This is a genomic window from Qingrenia yutianensis (genome assembly GCF_014385105.1).
GTDB lineage: Bacteria > Bacillota > Clostridia > UMGS1810 > UMGS1810 > Qingrenia > Qingrenia yutianensis.
Window position 1 is genome coordinate 80,304 of sequence record NZ_JACRTE010000004.1, and the last position, 16,179, is coordinate 96,482.

20 protein-coding genes are annotated in these 16,179 nt (G+C 45.4%); 15 read left to right on the forward strand and 5 right to left on the reverse strand.

The window, feature by feature from the left end; all coding sequences use genetic code 11:
• Positions 1-16 precede the first annotated feature (16 nt).
• From H8706_RS04630 to H8706_RS04670, 9 genes are all read left to right on the forward strand, one after another.
• Entirely contained in the window at positions 17-271 is a 255-nt protein-coding gene (locus tag H8706_RS04630) for an HPr family phosphocarrier protein (protein ID WP_178347368.1), read from the forward strand.
• Between the two features lie 6 nt (positions 272-277).
• A complete protein-coding gene (gene ptsP, locus H8706_RS04635) occupies positions 278-1,960 on the forward strand; it encodes a phosphoenolpyruvate--protein phosphotransferase (RefSeq protein ID WP_262431695.1) in 1,683 nt (560 codons plus the stop codon).
• A gap of 3 nt (positions 1,961-1,963) precedes the next feature.
• Positions 1,964-2,416, forward strand: a complete 453-nt coding sequence (locus tag H8706_RS04640; protein ID WP_262431696.1) for a PTS sugar transporter subunit IIA — start codon at positions 1,964-1,966, stop codon at positions 2,414-2,416.
• 45 nt (positions 2,417-2,461) lie between these two features.
• Positions 2,462-2,770: a PTS fructose transporter subunit IIB gene (locus H8706_RS04645; RefSeq protein ID WP_178347371.1), complete on the forward strand. Its 309-nt coding sequence runs from the start codon at positions 2,462-2,464 to the stop codon at positions 2,768-2,770.
• A 63-nt stretch (positions 2,771-2,833) separates the two neighbouring features.
• Positions 2,834-3,172, forward strand: a complete 339-nt coding sequence (locus tag H8706_RS04650) for a PTS sugar transporter subunit IIA (RefSeq protein WP_262431697.1) — start codon at positions 2,834-2,836, stop codon at positions 3,170-3,172.
• A 45-nt stretch (positions 3,173-3,217) separates the two neighbouring features.
• Entirely contained in the window at positions 3,218-3,526 is a 309-nt protein-coding gene (locus H8706_RS04655) for a PTS fructose transporter subunit IIB (protein ID WP_178347371.1), read from the forward strand.
• A 63-nt stretch (positions 3,527-3,589) separates the two neighbouring features.
• Positions 3,590-4,672 carry a PTS fructose transporter subunit IIC gene (locus H8706_RS04660; protein ID WP_262431698.1) on the forward strand — a complete coding sequence of 361 codons (1,083 nt, stop codon included), beginning with the start codon at positions 3,590-3,592 and terminating at the stop codon, positions 4,670-4,672.
• A 57-nt stretch (positions 4,673-4,729) separates the two neighbouring features.
• Positions 4,730-5,593, forward strand: coding sequence for a class II fructose-bisphosphate aldolase (locus H8706_RS04665; RefSeq protein ID WP_262431699.1), 864 nt, complete (start codon positions 4,730-4,732; stop codon positions 5,591-5,593).
• Positions 5,594-5,611: 18 nt separating this feature from the next.
• Entirely contained in the window at positions 5,612-6,475 is an 864-nt protein-coding gene (locus H8706_RS04670) for a ketose-bisphosphate aldolase (protein WP_178347374.1), read from the forward strand.
• A gap of 61 nt (positions 6,476-6,536) precedes the next feature.
• On the opposite strand, the gene yfcE is transcribed toward H8706_RS04670, so the two are convergent.
• The 5 genes from yfcE to H8706_RS04695 all read right to left on the reverse strand — a co-directional run bounded on the left by yfcE (position 6,537) and on the right by H8706_RS04695 (position 10,252).
• Positions 6,537-7,085 carry a phosphodiesterase gene (yfcE, locus tag H8706_RS04675; protein ID WP_262431700.1) on the reverse strand — a complete coding sequence of 183 codons (549 nt, stop codon included), beginning with the start codon at positions 7,083-7,085 and terminating at the stop codon, positions 6,537-6,539.
• A 14-nt stretch (positions 7,086-7,099) separates the two neighbouring features.
• The gene (locus tag H8706_RS04680) at positions 7,100-8,518 is read right to left on the reverse strand and encodes a penicillin-binding transpeptidase domain-containing protein (RefSeq protein WP_262431701.1); all 1,419 of its coding nucleotides are present in this window, start codon (positions 8,516-8,518) and stop codon (positions 7,100-7,102) included.
• A gap of 69 nt (positions 8,519-8,587) precedes the next feature.
• Entirely contained in the window at positions 8,588-8,935 is a 348-nt protein-coding gene (trxA, locus tag H8706_RS04685; RefSeq protein ID WP_394354527.1) for a thioredoxin, read from the reverse strand.
• A gap of 43 nt (positions 8,936-8,978) precedes the next feature.
• Complete coding sequence (locus tag H8706_RS04690) at positions 8,979-9,587, reverse strand: YigZ family protein (RefSeq protein ID WP_262431702.1); 609 nt, start codon at positions 9,585-9,587, stop codon at positions 8,979-8,981.
• Positions 9,588-9,613: 26 nt separating this feature from the next.
• Positions 9,614-10,252, reverse strand: a complete 639-nt coding sequence (locus H8706_RS04695; protein ID WP_262431703.1) for a S24 family peptidase — start codon at positions 10,250-10,252, stop codon at positions 9,614-9,616.
• A 671-nt stretch (positions 10,253-10,923) separates the two neighbouring features.
• Here H8706_RS04695 and H8706_RS04700 point away from each other — a divergent pair.
• The 6 genes from H8706_RS04700 (at position 10,924) to H8706_RS04725 (ending at position 16,178) form a co-directional block, all read left to right on the forward strand.
• Positions 10,924-11,322, forward strand: coding sequence for a hypothetical protein (locus H8706_RS04700; protein ID WP_178347380.1), 399 nt, complete (start codon positions 10,924-10,926; stop codon positions 11,320-11,322).
• Between the two features lie 160 nt (positions 11,323-11,482).
• Positions 11,483-11,884, forward strand: a complete 402-nt coding sequence (locus H8706_RS04705; RefSeq protein WP_262431704.1) for a hypothetical protein — start codon at positions 11,483-11,485, stop codon at positions 11,882-11,884.
• Positions 11,877-13,109 (forward strand): PBSX family phage terminase large subunit, encoded by a 1,233-nt coding sequence (locus tag H8706_RS04710; protein WP_178347382.1) that lies wholly within the window; start codon positions 11,877-11,879, stop codon positions 13,107-13,109. Before H8706_RS04705 ends, H8706_RS04710 begins: the two co-directional genes overlap by 8 nt.
• Before the next feature lie 95 nt (positions 13,110-13,204).
• Positions 13,205-14,563, forward strand: a complete 1,359-nt coding sequence (locus H8706_RS04715; RefSeq protein ID WP_262431705.1) for a phage portal protein — start codon at positions 13,205-13,207, stop codon at positions 14,561-14,563.
• 151 nt (positions 14,564-14,714) lie between these two features.
• Complete coding sequence (locus tag H8706_RS04720) at positions 14,715-15,257, forward strand: hypothetical protein (RefSeq protein WP_262431706.1); 543 nt, start codon at positions 14,715-14,717, stop codon at positions 15,255-15,257.
• A 69-nt stretch (positions 15,258-15,326) separates the two neighbouring features.
• A complete protein-coding gene (locus H8706_RS04725) occupies positions 15,327-16,178 on the forward strand; it encodes a P22 phage major capsid protein family protein (RefSeq protein WP_178347385.1) in 852 nt (283 codons plus the stop codon).
• Position 16,179 lies beyond the last annotated feature (1 nt).

The following is a 16,179-nucleotide window of genomic DNA, read 5'->3' on the forward strand; positions in this document are numbered from 1 at the left end:
AAAGGGGTTGACTTTTATGGTAAAGACGGAATACGAAATCAGGCATGAGGAGGGTTTGCACGCACGTCCGGCATCGGATTTGTGCAAAGAGGCAAACAGGTTTAAAAGCAGTGTGACCATATCAAAGGACGGCGAGGATTACGACGCTAAAAGCGTTTTGATGGTGCTTTGTATGGGAGCGGTGAAAGGTGATGTGATTGAGATACGCGCGGAGGGCGACGACGAAAAAGAGGCGCTCGAGGCGGTTATTAAATCGTTGGATACGGAGTGATTTAAGATGAAAATTTTAAAAGGCATTGCGGCGGCACATGGACTTGTTTTCGGCAAGATGATATTTTTTGAAAAAAACTTTGACAACGGTGCAAACGAAATAGGCATTGACGAGGCGGCGGAAAAGGCGCTTGAAAAGGTGAGGTATCTGCACAAAAAGACGCTGGACACGCTGGGTGCGGAAAAGGCGAAAATTTTCTCGGCATACGAAATGCTTTTATCGGACAAAATGCTGATAACTCCCATCAAGACGGCAACAGAAAACGGCGAGGACGCAAAAAGCGCGGTTGAAAGCGTTACGAAAACTATGTCGGACAGGCTTTCGTCAAGCAAAAACGAATATATGCGTCAGCGCGCAGAGGATATAAGATATATCGGTTCACTTTTGTGCGATGTTATTTCGGGCGCGGAGGACGGCTTCAATTTTCCCGACGACGGCGAAAAATACATTGTGGCGGCAAAGGAGCTTACCCCCGTTGACACTATGATGTTCGACAAAGACAGAATTGCGGGATTTATCACTGAAAAGGGCGGCGCAACGTCGCACGTTGTGATTTTGGCAAAGTCGCTCGGTATCCCGGCGGTTGTCGGTGCGGAAGGCATTGCGGAAGTTAAGGAATTTAACGGCGAGGACGCTTATCTTGACGGATACGGCGGACGGCTTATTATAACTCCCGACGAGGGCGCGAGCGCGGAATATGCGCGCAAGCTTGACGACGAGAGAAAATTTGCGCAGGAGCTTGAAAAAATCAAAAAAATCGGCGCGCAGACAGAGGACGGCGAGAGAATTTCGGTTTGCGTAAACATCGGAAAACCGTCCGACCTTAAAGGTTATGAGGAAGAAAAGCTTGACGGCGTGGGGCTGTTCCGTTCGGAATTTTTATATTCGTCGAAAAGCGTTAAACCAAGCTTTGACGAACAGGTTAAGGCATACCGTGAGGCGATTGAAAAGGCAAGCCCCGACGCGGTGACGATAAGGACACTGGACATCGGCGGTGACAAAAGGCTTGATTATCTCGATATGAAAGATGAGGAAAATCCGTTCCTCGGCAACCGCGGTATCAGGCTTTGTCTTAAAAACGAGGAAATTTTTGCCGAGCAGTTAAAGGCAATACTCGTTGCGGCGAGGGGATACACGGCAAAAATTATGCTTCCTATGATTACAAGCATTTCGGAGATAAAGAAGGCGCGCGCGGTGCTTGACAAGGTTAAAAAAGAACTTGATGCGCAAGATACGGAGTATGCGGACAAAATTTTGGTCGGCATTATGATTGAAACACCGGCGAGCGCGATTATGGCGGACAGTTTTGCGAAACACAGCGACTTTTTCAGCGTGGGAACAAACGATTTGGTACAGTACATCACCGCGTCGGACAGAGGAAATGCCGACGTTGAGGAATTATACAACCCGTATCACCCGGCGGTGATAAATATGCTTTCAAACGTCATTAAGGCAGGCGAAAGACACGGCATTGAGGTGAGCGTGTGCGGTGATTTGGCGTCAAACACCGAATTTACCAAGCTTTTGCTGGGGTTGGGACTCAAAAAATTCAGCGTTCCGCTCCCCGTTGCAGGCAGAATTAAGCACAAAATTTCACACACGGACGGCACAAGTGCAAGGGCGCTCGCGAAAAGAGTTTTGGGCGCGGAGGACGAAAACGAAATTAAAAATATTATTTTGAGAGGATGAGCGATGATGGACATTGCAAGCGTATTGAAAAAAGACAGAATTATACTTGATTTGGACGCAAAAGACAAAAACGAGGCACTTGCAAAACTTACCGATTTGCTTTTTGAGAGCGGTGCGTTAAACGATAAAGACGCGTTTTTGGGCGACGTTTTATCGCGCGAGGAAATCTCGACAACGGGAATAGGCAACGGAATTGCAATTCCGCACGGAAAGTCATTAAGCGTTAAGGAAACGACCGTTGCAATCGGCAGACTCAAAAACGAAACCGAATGGGAAAGCGTTGACGGCAAGCCGGTTAAACTGGTGGTGCTTTTGGCGGTCAACGAGGCGGACAAGACGGGTGTTCACGTAAAACTTTTATCAAATATGGCGCGAAAGCTTGCGTCGGAGGAAAACTGCAAAAGACTTCTTGACGCAAAGGACGCGGACGAAATTATCAAAATTTTCGGTGAATAAAAAAATTAAAATGTATAATTTTAAAATAAGAGAGGAGTATTCATTATGAAAATCGTAGGAATTGCGGCTTGCACATCGGGTATTGCGCACACTTACATTGCAAAAGAAAAGCTTATGTCGGCGGCGAAAGAGCTCGGTCACGAGGCACACATTGAAACGCAGGGTACAATCGGCACCGAAGACGAACTTACTGCAAAGGACATTGAAAACGCGGACGTTGTTATCATTGCGGCGGACATCAAGGTCGGCGGAAAGGAACGCTTCAAGGGCAAAAGGGTGGTTGAAGTTCCCACTCACATTGCAATTAAATCCCCCAAGGCATTGTTAAACAAAATCGAGGCAGAATTAAAATAAGCTTAAGCCGAAAGCGGCATAAGATAAAAACGTAAAGTGTAAATTAAAGGAGGAAGAAAAAAGATGTTTAAAAAGTTACAGCTTAAAAAGCACGCTTTGACGGGTATTTCGTTTATGCTTCCGCTGGTTGTTGCGTCAATTGCAATTCCGCACGGAAAGTCATTAAGCGTTAAGGAAACGACCGTTGCAATCGGCAGACTCAAAAACGAAACCGAATGGGAAAGCGTTGACGGCAAGCCGGTTAAACTGGTGGTGCTTTTGGCGGTCAACGAGGCGGACAAGACGGGTGTTCACGTAAAACTTTTATCAAATATGGCGCGAAAGCTTGCGTCGGAGGAAAACTGCAAAAGACTTCTTGACGCAAAGGACGCGGACGAAATTATCAAAATTTTCGGTGAATAAAAAAATTAAAATGTATAATTTTAAAATAAGAGAGGAGTATTCATTATGAAAATCGTAGGAATTGCGGCTTGCACATCGGGTATTGCGCACACTTACATTGCAAAAGAAAAGCTTATGTCGGCGGCGAAAGAGCTCGGTCACGAGGCACACATTGAAACGCAGGGTACAATCGGCACCGAAGACGAACTTACTGCAAAGGACATTGAAAACGCGGACGTTGTTATCATTGCGGCGGACATCAAGGTCGGCGGAAAGGAACGCTTCAAGGGCAAAAGGGTGGTTGAAGTTCCCACTCACATTGCAATTAAATCCCCCAAGGCATTGTTAAACAAAATCGAGGCAGAATTAAAATAAGCTTAAGCCGAAAGCGGCATAAGATAAAAACGTAAAGTGTAAATTAAAGGAGGAAGAAAAAAGATGTTTAAAAAGTTACAGCTTAAAAAGCACGCTTTGACGGGTATTTCGTTTATGCTTCCGCTGGTTGTTGCGTCCGGTCTTTTAATTGCGATCGGCAATATTTTCGGCGGCAACCCGTCGGTGATTTCCGACTACAAGGCAGGCTACAACATTTGGCAGGCGGCAGTTACGTTAGGTGTTTACGGTATGGGACTTTTGCCCGGCGTTATGGGTGCGGCGATTGCTTACTCCATTGCCGACCGTCCCGGTATTGCTCCCGGTCTTTTAATGGGTATGATTGCCCAGAATATGGGCGCAGGTTTCCTCGGCGGTATGCTCGGCGGTTATCTTGCAGGTTATTTCGTTGAATTTTTGAAAACGCGTCTTAAAGTTCCCAAATGGGCGCAGGGACTTATGCCTATGATGATCATTCCGCTTTTGGCATCGGTCGTTATCGGACTCATTATGTTCTTTGTTATCGGCGGGCCGATTGCACTTCTTTCGGAATCGCTTGAAAACTTCCTTGTGAATATGCAGACAGGTTCAAAAGGTGTATTCGGCGCGATTATGGGCGCTATGGCGGCATTCGACTTCGGCGGTCCCGTCAACAAGGTTGCGTCGCTCTTTGCAGACGGTCTTTTGATGGACGGCGTTTACGGCCCCGAGGCTGTTAAGATTTGCGCGTCGATGATACCCCCCTTCGGTGTTGCGCTTTCGTGGCTCATCAAAAGGTCGCGTTACACAAGAAGCGAAACAGACAACATCAAAATTGCGTTCCCGATGGGAATTTGTATGATTACCGAAGGTGTTATCCCCATTGCGGCGGTTGACCCGATTAGAGTTATCGCGTCCTGCTCGATAGGCGCGGCTGTGGGCGGTGCGCTCATTATGATACTCAATGTAGGTTCTATGGTTCCGTCGGGCGGCATGTTTATCGTTCCCGCTATGATTAACCCCTGGGGATTTATGGCGGCTCTCACCGCAGGCACGGTTGTAACGGCGCTTTTGTTGGTTGTTCTTAAAAAAGACGCTAAAAAAGAGGACGACGTTGTGCTTGACGAGGAAGAGGAAGAAGTTGACCTTTCGGACGTTAAATTTAACTAATCAAATTTTAAAAAACGGGTATAATATATACGACAAAAGTGTGAAAGGAAGCAGGTTATGTATGTTTCAATGAAGAATATGCTTTGCGATGCAAACGCAAACAACTATGCAATAATGGCGATTAACTGCTTTAATCTTGAAACGGCGCGCACGGTTATCCGTGCCGCCGAGGCATCAAATGCGCCGATTATTGTGAATATTTTCAAAGACCACCTTCTTACGCATTGCGACAGCGAATTGATTGTGCCTATCGTTAAAAAGCTTGCGGAACGCTCAAGCGTGAGCGTTGCCTTAAACCTTGACCACGGTCAGGAGAAAGACTACATCATAAAGGCGATTGACGACGGTTTTTCGTCGGTTATGGTGGACGCGTCGCGCTTCGGCTTGGAAGAAAACATCAAGATGACGGCTGAAATTGCGAAGTATGCTCACGCAAGAGGCGTCAGCGTTGAAGGCGAGATAGGCTGTCTCGGTGCGGTGGACGGCGGTGAATTTACTCAAAACGAGATGTATACCGACCCGAAACAGGCGAAAGAGTTTTTTGAAAAGACCGGCATTGACGCGCTGGCAATTTCAATCGGCACGTCGCACGGCAATTATCCCGAAGGTATGGTGCCGAAATTTGACATCGAACGTTTAAAAGAGATAAAACGTTTAACAAACGCTCCGCTCGTACTTCACGGCGGTTCCGGCTCGGGACGCGAAAACATTTTAAATTCGGTGAAATTTGGTATTAACAAAATTAACGTCGGTTGTGATTTTATGAACGCAAACAGAAACGCGGCGGCGGAAATTTTGAAAGAAAACCCCGATATTAACTATTTTGACCTTATTGAGGGCACTGAAAGAGAGAGCGCGGAACTGGTGAGATATTACATCGGTTTATCCGGCTCGGAAGGCAAAAATAAAAATTTTAAATAGACTGGGAGATGTGTTGTTATGTTAATCAATATGAAAGAAATGCTTGCGGTTGCAGACAAAAACGAATTTGCGGTTCCTGCTTTTAACATTGGCAGCGGCGCGATTTTGCGCGGTGTTGTTGAATGTGCCGAGGAGAATAACGCACCCGTTATTTTGGCAATTCACCCCACCGAACTTGAATTTTTGGGCGACAGTTTCATCAAAACCTGCATTGACGAGGCGCACAAGGCGAGGGTTCCGATGGTTATTCACCTTGACCACGGCGGAAAATTTGAGGAAATCCTCCGCGCGATAAGATGCGGTTTCACATCGGTTATGATTGACGCGTCGCATATGTCTTATGAGGACAACATTGCAATCACCAAAAAGGTGGTTGAGGTTGCAAAGGTTTCGGACGTTTCGGTTGAGGCAGAGCTCGGCACAATCGGCACGACGGGCGATTCGTACGAGGGCGGTTCGGATATTATTTACACCGACCCGAAACAGGCGAAAGATTTTATCGACAAGACGGGAATTGACTCGCTTGCGGTTGCTATCGGCACGGCGCACGGAATTTATCCCAAGGATATGAAGCCTGAGCTTAAGCTCGATTTGCTCAAAGAAATCCGCGATACCGTTGACGTTCCGCTTGTTCTTCACGGCGGTTCGAGCAACCCCGACAAGGAAATTGCGGAGTCGGTTAAGATTGGTATTTCCAAAATTAACATTTCGAGCGATATTAAATTTGCGTTCTACAAAAAATACCGCGAAGTATTGGCGGAAAATCCGAAATGGATTGAGCCGAACGCGATTGAGCCTCCTTGCATAGACGCTCTCAAAGAAGTTGCGAAATTTAAGATGTCGCTGTTTAACGATATAGGCAAGGCGGATTTATACAGATAGCTTTTTCACAATACCCTTTTATATCGGCGGACTGCAGAGATTTTCTTTGCGGTCCGTCTTTTTATACGGGTATTTTATATTCCTTATATATTTCGCCGTCGAGGGTTTTCCATAAAAATGTTTTATTTTCGAAGGTCATATAGCTGTTTTTTGAGCAGGCTTTCGGTATTGACACCGAGCCGGGGTTTAGATATATATGCTTGCCGTCGTTTTCGCACGCCGGGATATGTGTATGTCCGCACAGGAGAATGTCATTATCGTTTAAGCGTGACAAAAACTGCTCGTCGACAAGATGTCCGTGCGTTGCAAAGATTGTTACGTCATCTATACTTATCAGCGCGTAATCGGACAAAATCGAAAAGTCAAGCACCATTTGGTCTACCTCTGTGTCGCAGTTTCCGCGCACGCAGAGGATATTTTTTTTCAGCGGATTAAGAAGTTCAATCACGTTTTTCGGGTTATACTCGCCGGGGAGATTATTTCTCGGCCCGTGGTAGAGTATATCGCCCAAAAGCACCAGTCTGTCGGGTTTTTCCGCCTCATAACGTTTCATAAGCTCGCTGCAGTAGAGGTACGAGCCGTGTATGTCGGACGCTATCATAAGTTTCATTTTTTATCATTCCTTTATTTAAAAATATTGTAATATGCACTGTAAACCTGACGTGCCGCCGATGAGGCGAGCGACGACGAACCGCTGTATGCAAGCAGAACGGTGACGCACACTTCGGGGTTTTCGTACGGCGCGAAAGACGTGAACCACGAATGGGTGAGGTTTTCGTTTTCGGCGGTTTTTTCGTTTTCGGCGGTGCCCGTTTTTCCGCAGATGTTTTTGCCTGCGATTGCCGCTCCTCCGCCCGTTCCGCGCTCGACTGCGGATTTCATATTGTCTTTTATAATCTGCGCGGTTTGCGCGTCGGTGACTTGTTTCATCGTTTTCGGCGCGGTGGTTTTTTCGGTGCCGTCGAGGTTCGATTTCACCTTTTGCACAAGGTACGGTTCGGGCATTTTTCCGTCATTTGCGATTGCACAGGTTATAAGATTTAGGTGCATCGGCGAGATGAGCACTTTATCCTGCCCGATTGACGCAAGCGCGAGCGAGTCGTCATACTCGATTTTGTCGGGGAAAACCGACCGTGCAAGGTAGAAATCTTTGATATTGAAATCTTTGTTCATCATATAGCTTTCGGACGTTTGGCGCAGTGCGCTTTCGCCCGTTTCTATGCCTGCAAGCGCGAAATAGACGTTTGACGAATGAAGAAACGCGCTCTCAAGGTCGAGGTTTCCGTAAGCTCTGGATTTTGCGTTTTTGATTGTTGTGCCGTTTATCTCAATTTTGCCTTTATCTTCGGCGGTGAACGACGATTTTCCGTTTTTCAGCATTGCCGTGCTTGTGACGATTTTATATGTAGAACCGGGTGCGTAAAGTCCTTGCGCGGCGCGCGTGAGAAACGGGAAAAGCGTATCGTCGGCTGCGAGTTTATCCCAGTTTTTATAGAGATTTGCCTCGCTCGGGTCGAAATCGGGCTTGGACACCATTGCGTAAATTTCGCCCGTTTTCGGGTTTGACACGATGATTGCGCCTTCTTTATAAGGCGAGAGAATTTCGCTGCAGCGCTTTTGCAGACGGTGGTCAACGCTGATGTAGAGGTCACTGCCTTTGGGTTTTTTATTGTTCAGAAACGACGCGATTTTTACCACGTCGTCCGACACCGCGACGCTGTTTAATGTGTTGGAATATCGGTTTTCCAGCAGTGATGAACCGCGCTTTTCGGTATAGTAGCCGATAAGGTGGCTGTATAAATTTTTATACGGATAAACGCGCGTGGCTTTATCGTTTTTTATGTCGGTATATGCCAGTTTTTCGCCGTTTCGGTCGTATATATCACCGCGCTGAACGGTGGTTTCGCGCTTTAAGCTTCTGCCGAGGTCTTTTTTTGCGTATTCGTTTCGCTTATACACGCCGACGGTGGTGAGATATGCCGCGAGCGACAGAAAAAGCGCGCTGAAAAATACCAGCACATAGATTATTTTTTTATTATTCATAAAATTCTCCGATTGTCAGATAAATTTCAAAAATGCAAAGCACAAAATTATGCTCTGCATTTTGAAAAATTATTTTAAAAGCGCAATTATTTCATCTTTCGGGCGCGTGCCGATTACGGTTTCGGTGTTTTCGCCGTTTTTGAACACCATAAGCGTCGGGATTGTGGCAACGCGGAATTCAACCGCGATGTCGCGAGCCTCGTCAACGTTTAATTTGCATACAATCGCCTCGTCTTTTAATTCCTCTGCAATTTCGTCGATTATCGGCGCGAGCATTTGGCACGGTCCGCACCAATCCGCGTAGAAGTCGACAAGCACCGGTTTATCGGCGTTTGATATGATTTCTTCAAAATTATCGTTAGTTAACAATGTTACGTATTTTCCTGCCATTTTTTGTGCACTCCTTTGTGATTTTATATATTACGGGACTTTTGCTGGTATCGTCCCATACAAGGTAATTTTAATTATAAATTTCGCCCGTTACTGCGAAATTTACCGCGCCGGCAAACTCATTCAGTATATTTTCCCTAAGCGCGCCGGTCTTATCTTTCGGCGAAACTACCGTGAGCGTGACGTTTTCGAGAAAGGTTTTGTCCTTTGTAACGAGGTTTTCGGTTTTTAACATATGCTCGATTTTACTAAGATAAGCATAGTCAAACGTTAAGCTTAACACGTCGCACAGTATCATTTTTTTGACGCCGGCTTTTTCAAGGCAGTCTTTTGCTGATTTTGTATATGCGCGGATAAGTCCGCCCGTGCCGAGGAGCGTTCCGCCGAAATAGCGCGTTACCACGCACACAACGTCGGTCACGCCTTCGTTTTCGAGCATTTCGAGTATCGGATAGCCTGCCGTTTTGGACGGTTCGCCGTCGTCACTGTATTTTTTCCCGCCCGAATTTAAAATATACGCATACACATTGTGGCGCGCGTCATAGTGCTTTTTTTTGATTTGCGAAACGAAATTCTGCGCGTCTTCTTCGGTTGTGACATACGCAAGGTATGCGATAAAACGCGATTTTTTTTCGGTTATTTCGCACGTTTCGTTTTTTTCGATACGTATATAGCTCATTTTTTATCCTTTATATAAATCTCGGTTTAATATTCGACAAAGTCAACGACAAGTCCTTCAAATTTTTCGTAATCGTCCAGCAAAAAGGGCGGATAATTTTTATTAAGCGCCGAAATGCGTTCTTTTTCCACTTTGCGGACGTACAGTTTTCCGCCGATTTTGAACACGCCGATGTTGCCGACGATTATATTTTTTGTTCTTTTTACATAGCATATACTGCCGTTTCGGATAAGCGGTTCCATACTGTCGTCGCACACCTGAACGGCAAAATCGCAGTTTGTCGGCGCGTTGTGCGCGAGCATATCGCTTTTTTGCACCGCGTCGGAATACGAATCGGCGTAGAAAAGCGTAAGCATACGGCGCGAAGTTTCGGAACCGTTTTTTTTCGGCGCGGAATATCCGCCGGGCAGACTGTCGCGCAGCATTTCGATGTTTTCGGTTACGTCCGCAGGCTCGGTATTGTCGGTCAGAACTTCGTTGACACTGCACCCGATAACTTTGCAAATCTTGGAAAGAGTGCTTATTTGAGGACTTTTCGTTTCGCCGCGGAGTATTTTGTTTATCGTACCGAGCGGTACGTTCGACAGCTCGGAAAGCTGTTTCGACGTCATTTTGCGTGCTTTTTTCTTTATAATTATAACATCTGTGTTTATATCGTTTTTCATATCATTCTCTGCTTTCCGTTTTATTTTGCGTTAAACAGCGCTTTCCGATGCGGAAAACCGCTTTTATGTACCGGCATTATGATGATAATTTATGCGTGATTTTTCTTCTGTTTTTCTTGTTAATTTCTACTGAAATTATATCATTATAAGGTTAAAATGTCAATCAAACCGCTGTAAATTTATATTTTTCTACAAAATTTTACAAAATCCGACAAAAAATATTGACAAATTACTAAAATAAGAATAGTATATTTGTGTAATAACCGTTAACGGTTAATTTCGGACGGATTAGGAGGGTAAGCCGTATGTAGAAATTTTTTGAAAAATTTGCGGATTTATTGTTTTTTTCCGAATTTTCCGATTTCGGCGAGGTATATTGTAAATGTAAGGCGAATGTTGCGTTATCCTTTTACGGGTAAATTTCGCCTTTGCGGTTTGTTTTGCAGGCTTTGTTCCGCTCGTGCAGTAAAAAAAGCAAAAGCCTTGCTTTAGGCTTTCGGGCAGGCATACAATTTTACCTTCTGTTTTCAAGTTTTGTCTTTTAAAATTTCAGAATTTTTTGTTTTTTAAAATCAAGGACGATAAAAAACGGGTAATTCTATGTCTTTTTGTTGGTAAATATTTGATTTTTTGTAAATTATTGTTTTGATATTTTGGGACGGGGGAGAATTATGACAAAAAATGAATTATCTCAACTTTACTACCTCAACAGGGAGGTTGAAGAAATTTCAAAGCGTATGGCAACGCTGCGTTACCGTGCTAAATTTATTAAGATGCACACCGACGGCAAGGCGTCGGGCGCGCTGGAAAAGGAGGCGGAAAAGCTTGCCGAGGTTTTGGCGGAGCAACAGAAAAAATGCTTTTGCGAGCAGAGGCGGTTGGAAAAATTTATAAGCGAGGTTAAGTCAAGCGAGATGCGCATTATTTTGGCTTACCGCTACATAAACGGGCTGTCGTGGCAACAGGTTGCGTTCAGTGTGGGCGAGCACGACGAAAGCTATGTCCGCAAAAAACACGACGCGTATCTTAAAAAAATGCGCGAGGATTCGGGCGGAAAAATTGCGATTTGATAAATATACACAATGCATTTTAGGGCAATAGGATTTGTTTGAAAAGTACAATTATAAGCACGGTGCGGATTCTTAAAATATCGAATTTGAAAATTTTTTAAAACTTTCCGATTTTTCCGTTTTCAGCAGTGTATTATAGAGGCAAGGGGGGATTTGGAAAATGTTTTCCGATGAGGAAATTAAAAAAATAAAGAGAGATTACAGACGGCTCAAATCGTACAAAAAATGCGCCGAGAAAAACAACATTTCGGTTTATATGGCAAAAAAGCTCATAAAGGGCGGTGCGAATGAGAAAAACAAAAAAAGAGTTAAAATGAAAAGTGTTTGTGAAAACGCAGGTTTGCAAGGTGACGCCGAGGACTATATGGAGAAAAGACGGCGCGACGCTTTGCAGTTTATCGGGAAGTGTCTTGACACGATGTCCAGCGAGGACAAGCTTGCAAACGCGCCGATAAATCAGATTGCGTCGGCTATGGGCGTTGTGATGGACAAGTTTGCAAAAAAGGACGATGACGACGGGAAGCTCGGCGAAATTTTGAAGGCGGTGAACAGGCTTGAGTGAGATTTTTACACCGCCTCAAAAAAAGATTTTATCCGATTTTAAAAACGGCAGACTCAAAAGAATAAATCTTCTGGACGGCTCGGTGCGAAGCGGAAAAACCTGGATAAGCCTGGTTTTATGGGCGCTTTGGACGGCGTCGATGCCGAAAAACGGCGGTTATCTGATGGTAGGCAAGACGCTCGGAACGCTCAAACGGAACTGTCTTGACACGCTTGCCGTTTTGGTGGGGAGCAAAAATTTTACATATTCGCTTTCCAAAAAAGAGGGAATTTTGTGCGGACGGCGCGTTTATTTGGAGGGTGCGAGCGACGCGCGGAGCGAATCGAAAATCCGCGGTATGACGCTTTGCGGTGCGTACTGCGACGAGCTTACGCTGTTTAACGAAGAATTTTTCGCTATGCTTTTATCGCGTTTGTCCGAACCCGGCGCAAAGCTTTTTGCAACGACAAATCCCGACAATCCGAACCACTGGCTTTATAAAAAATACATTTTGCGTAAGGGCGATTTGGATTTTAACCTTTACAAATTTTTAATCGGTGAGAATTTATTTTTATCGCGCGATTACATTGAAAATTTGAAAAAGGAATACACGGGCGTTTTTTACGAGAGATTCATTCTTGGCAACTGGGTTGCCGCGGAGGGCGTTATTTACAGGGAATTTGCCGACGCGAGCGAGGAGTTTATCATTGACGGCATTGACGAAAAGGATATTATGTTTGCAAGCGTCGGAGTGGATTTCGGCGGTAACAAGTCGGCGCACGCGTTTGTTTGCAACGGGTACACGCGCGGATTTGAAAAGGTTGTCACGCTGGATGAGTTTTATCTTAAAGAGAGAATTTCACCGCGCGAATTGGAGGAGCGGTTTATTGAATTTATTTTAAAGCAACAAAGAAAATACAGGGTTTACGAGGCATACTGCGACAGCGCGGAAACGACGCTGATTGAGGGGCTGCGTCTTGCGGCGGCAAGGAGGGGTGTGCAGATTGACATCAGGCTTGCGAAGAAGGGCAGGATTACCGAGAGAATACGGTTTTTCAACAGGCTTATGTCTATGAGGCGGTATTTGATTCTGCGCGGGTGCAAAAACACCATTGACGCACTTTGTTCGGCGGTTTGGGACGACCGAGCCGTCGGGGATATGAGGCTGGACAACGGAATTTTGAATGTGGACAGTTTGGACGCACTCGAATATGCGACCGAGCCGTATTTTGGAGATTTGGGGTAGACGGGGATTTCCCCGTTGTTCCCTACAACGAAAGACGGCTGATGAACGAAAAACAACAGATAAAAAATAACATAAAAAAGAAAGGCGGAAGGAAAATGAGAAATTATTTAAAGAGCCAGGGTTACAGCGTTTTATCCGAAAATTTCTACTCGGATATTGCGTTATGGGAGGACTGGTACAAGGGAAAGGTTAAGTCGTTTCACAGGTACAATCAATACAACGGTAAAAAGCTGATTTCGAGGGAGAGGGCGACGCTTTCTATGGCAAAGCGCGTTTGCGAGGACTGGGCTAATCTTTTGCTCAACGAAAAGTTCTCAATCACGGCGAGCGACGCGAAAGCGGACAAATTTCTTAAAAAAGTTTTGAAAGACAACAACTTTTACGCGTCGGCGAACCGTCTTGTTGAGCTTGCGTTTGCACTCGGCACGGGCGCGTTTGTGGAATATTTATCTGGCGGTGAAGTGAAGATTGACTTTATCCGCGCGGATATGATTTATCCGTTATCGTGGGACAACGGAAAGATTTGCGAATGTGCGTTTGCAAGCGAAAAGATGATTGACGGAAAACCGCACGTTTATCTTAATATGCACGTTTTGCGGAACGGAAAATACGTTATTTTAAACAAGTTATTTTTGCGAAACGGCGCACGTCTTAAGGAGGTTGAGCTTCCATCGGGCGTTGAGGACGTTGTTTTATGCGGTTACACAAAGCCGTTTTTCCAGATTGTTACACCGAACATTGTGAACAACACCGATTTTGACAATCCTATGGGAATTTCGGTTTTTGCCAACTCCATTGACATTTTAAAGGGCATTGACCTTATTTACGACAGTTATCAGAATGAGTTCAGGCTGGGCAAAAAGAGGATTATCGTGCCTTTGGGAATTGCGCAGATGATGAACACAAACAGCGGTGTTATGCCTGTTTTTGACGACAACGACACTGAATTTTACGCGATTAAGGAAAGCGACAAGCTTACCGACATACGCGAAATCAATATGGAAATCAGGGCAAGCGAGCACGAGGCGGCGTTAAAGAGGAGCATAAACCTTTTGACGGCAGGGTGCGGACTCGGCGCGGACAGATATGAACAGACGAAATACGGCATCAAGACGGCGACCGAGGTTATAAGCGAGAAAAGCGTGCTTTATCAGAATGTCAAAAAGAATGAGCTTGTTATTGAAAAGGCGGTCGGCGACCTTGCAGAGGTTATTTTGTATCTCGGCGGATTTAAAAACCGCGAGGTTACAATTTGTTTCGGCGACGGCATTATCGAGGACACTCAATCGGTATTCAACCGCGCTATGGAGGAATACAAAAACGGCATTATTGACAAATGCGAATATTTTATGCGCGTTTACAATCTGCCCGAGGGTGCGGCGAAAAAGAAAGCGCACGGCATTGAAAAAAGACTGAAAAACGGCGCAGATGAGGACAAAGCCTTGGAAAATTAGGTGTTTGACCGATGTGAGAACACGGTTTTACATATAAAAAATTTCCCTGCCGATACGTACAAACGGACAAAATAAGAAAATAGCGTTGAAAGGCGCGGTTTGGGGAATTTTTGAAAAAAAGTCGACGGACGTTAAGCGGAGGAGTAAACATATGTTTGATGAAAATGAAAAGGGTTTGGAAAACGGCAAAGATAAGGCAGATTTTAAGCCCGAACAGAAAACTGACGCGCAGGACAACGCGGAAAAGAAACTCTTTACTCAAGAGGAGGTTGACGCTCTTATCAAGGTGCGCCTTGCAAGGGCGGCGAAGTCGGCGAAAGAGGCAAGCGACGCCGATGGTTTGGAAATTAAAACTTTGAAAGAGGAGGCAGAGAAAAATCTCGGTATTATTTCATCACTGCGCGCAGAGGCGGACAGCGCCGCACAAAGGCTGCTCGCTTACGAGCTTAAAGACAAAATTATCAAAAAAGGTGTTGAGCCGAAGTTTGCCGATTTTGCGCTGTATGAAATTAAAAAAGACATTGACGCCGGGGCTGACTTTGACGACGCTTTTGAAAAGTTTTACGCCGACAACGATTTTTCGGTGAAAGAAAGGCTTGCCACGGGATTGAAACAGGGCGGTGCAATCAGCTCGGTGAGCGCGGTTGAGGACAGCTTTTACAAAATCAATCCTATGCTTGCCGAGAGGAGATAATCCGCTTATTTTCAGCGGATTTCCCGTATCGGCAAAACAACAAAAATTTAAAATTCGGAGGTAAAAATTATGGCACACACATTGCAGGACAGATATTCTGACTTAATTGACAAAAAACTTCAGGCTACTTTGGTTACAAAGGACAATTACATTTTTAACAATCACTACGAGGGAAACGCGGTCGGCGGAAAGGTTAAAATTCCCGTGCGTTCCACCGAGGTTGTTGTGGGCGACTACGACAAAACTTCGGGTATGAGCCTTCAGACCGGCACAACCACATACATTGACTTAAACCTTACTTACGACAAGGCGGTTAACGAGATTATTGACGGTTACGACGCGGCGGCAGTGCCCGACGACATTGTTGCGGAACGTCTTGACAGCGCAGGCTACGCGCTCGGCGTTGTTGAGGACACTGTTTCTATAAACGCGCTTGAGGCGGACGGCACAATCGACTCGGACAAAACGGCGCTTACGTCGTCCACCGTTTACAAAAAAATCGTTGATTTGAGAACAAAGCTTTCGGAGAAAAACGTTCCGGCACAGGGAAGATGGCTTATCGTTTCGCCCGAGGTTTACGGATTTTTGCTCCAGGACACAACAAACTTTATAAGACAGGGCGATTTGTCGCAGGCGCTTATCGAGAGCGGTGCTATCGGTCAGATTGCGGGATTTACCGTTTACGAAAGCTCGCGTCTTATGAAAAACAACACTGCGCTTGTTTCAAACAAAAAAACTACCACGGAAATGATTGCCGGTCATCCCAACTGGTGCCACAGGGTTGAGGAATGGAGCGTTCCCGTTGCGGTTAACTCGCTTACAAATACATTTATCGGTGCTTCGGCGGTTCAGGGAAGAAAAATTTTCGGCGTCAAGATTTCCAAAGCTGACGCGGTTATCGTAAAACGCAAGGAAGTTTAAT

What these genes read in the sequence shown, in the direction of transcription:
- yfcE (WP_262431700.1), bottom strand. Translation starts at nt 7,085, where the DNA reads ATGAAACTTATGATAGCGTCCGACATACACGGCTCGTACCTCTACTGC.
- H8706_RS04680 (WP_262431701.1), bottom strand. Translation starts at nt 8,518, where the DNA reads ATGAATAATAAAAAAATAATCTATGTGCTGGTATTTTTCAGCGCGCTT.
- H8706_RS04670 (WP_178347374.1), top strand. Translation starts at nt 5,612, where the DNA reads ATGTTAATCAATATGAAAGAAATGCTTGCGGTTGCAGACAAAAACGAA.
- H8706_RS04650 (WP_262431697.1), top strand. Translation starts at nt 2,834, where the DNA reads ATGTTTAAAAAGTTACAGCTTAAAAAGCACGCTTTGACGGGTATTTCG.
- H8706_RS04715 (WP_262431705.1), top strand. Translation starts at nt 13,205, where the DNA reads ATGAGAAATTATTTAAAGAGCCAGGGTTACAGCGTTTTATCCGAAAAT.
- H8706_RS04720 (WP_262431706.1), top strand. Translation starts at nt 14,715, where the DNA reads ATGTTTGATGAAAATGAAAAGGGTTTGGAAAACGGCAAAGATAAGGCA.
- H8706_RS04665 (WP_262431699.1), top strand. Translation starts at nt 4,730, where the DNA reads ATGTATGTTTCAATGAAGAATATGCTTTGCGATGCAAACGCAAACAAC.
- H8706_RS04690 (WP_262431702.1), bottom strand. Translation starts at nt 9,587, where the DNA reads ATGAGCTATATACGTATCGAAAAAAACGAAACGTGCGAAATAACCGAA.
- H8706_RS04725 (WP_178347385.1), top strand. Translation starts at nt 15,327, where the DNA reads ATGGCACACACATTGCAGGACAGATATTCTGACTTAATTGACAAAAAA.
- H8706_RS04645 (WP_178347371.1), top strand. Translation starts at nt 2,462, where the DNA reads ATGAAAATCGTAGGAATTGCGGCTTGCACATCGGGTATTGCGCACACT.
- ptsP (WP_262431695.1), top strand. Translation starts at nt 278, where the DNA reads ATGAAAATTTTAAAAGGCATTGCGGCGGCACATGGACTTGTTTTCGGC.
- H8706_RS04640 (WP_262431696.1), top strand. Translation starts at nt 1,964, where the DNA reads ATGATGGACATTGCAAGCGTATTGAAAAAAGACAGAATTATACTTGAT.
- H8706_RS04695 (WP_262431703.1), bottom strand. Translation starts at nt 10,252, where the DNA reads ATGAAAAACGATATAAACACAGATGTTATAATTATAAAGAAAAAAGCA.
- H8706_RS04660 (WP_262431698.1), top strand. Translation starts at nt 3,590, where the DNA reads ATGTTTAAAAAGTTACAGCTTAAAAAGCACGCTTTGACGGGTATTTCG.
- H8706_RS04630 (WP_178347368.1), top strand. Translation starts at nt 17, where the DNA reads ATGGTAAAGACGGAATACGAAATCAGGCATGAGGAGGGTTTGCACGCA.
- H8706_RS04655 (WP_178347371.1), top strand. Translation starts at nt 3,218, where the DNA reads ATGAAAATCGTAGGAATTGCGGCTTGCACATCGGGTATTGCGCACACT.
- H8706_RS04705 (WP_262431704.1), top strand. Translation starts at nt 11,483, where the DNA reads ATGTTTTCCGATGAGGAAATTAAAAAAATAAAGAGAGATTACAGACGG.
- H8706_RS04700 (WP_178347380.1), top strand. Translation starts at nt 10,924, where the DNA reads ATGACAAAAAATGAATTATCTCAACTTTACTACCTCAACAGGGAGGTT.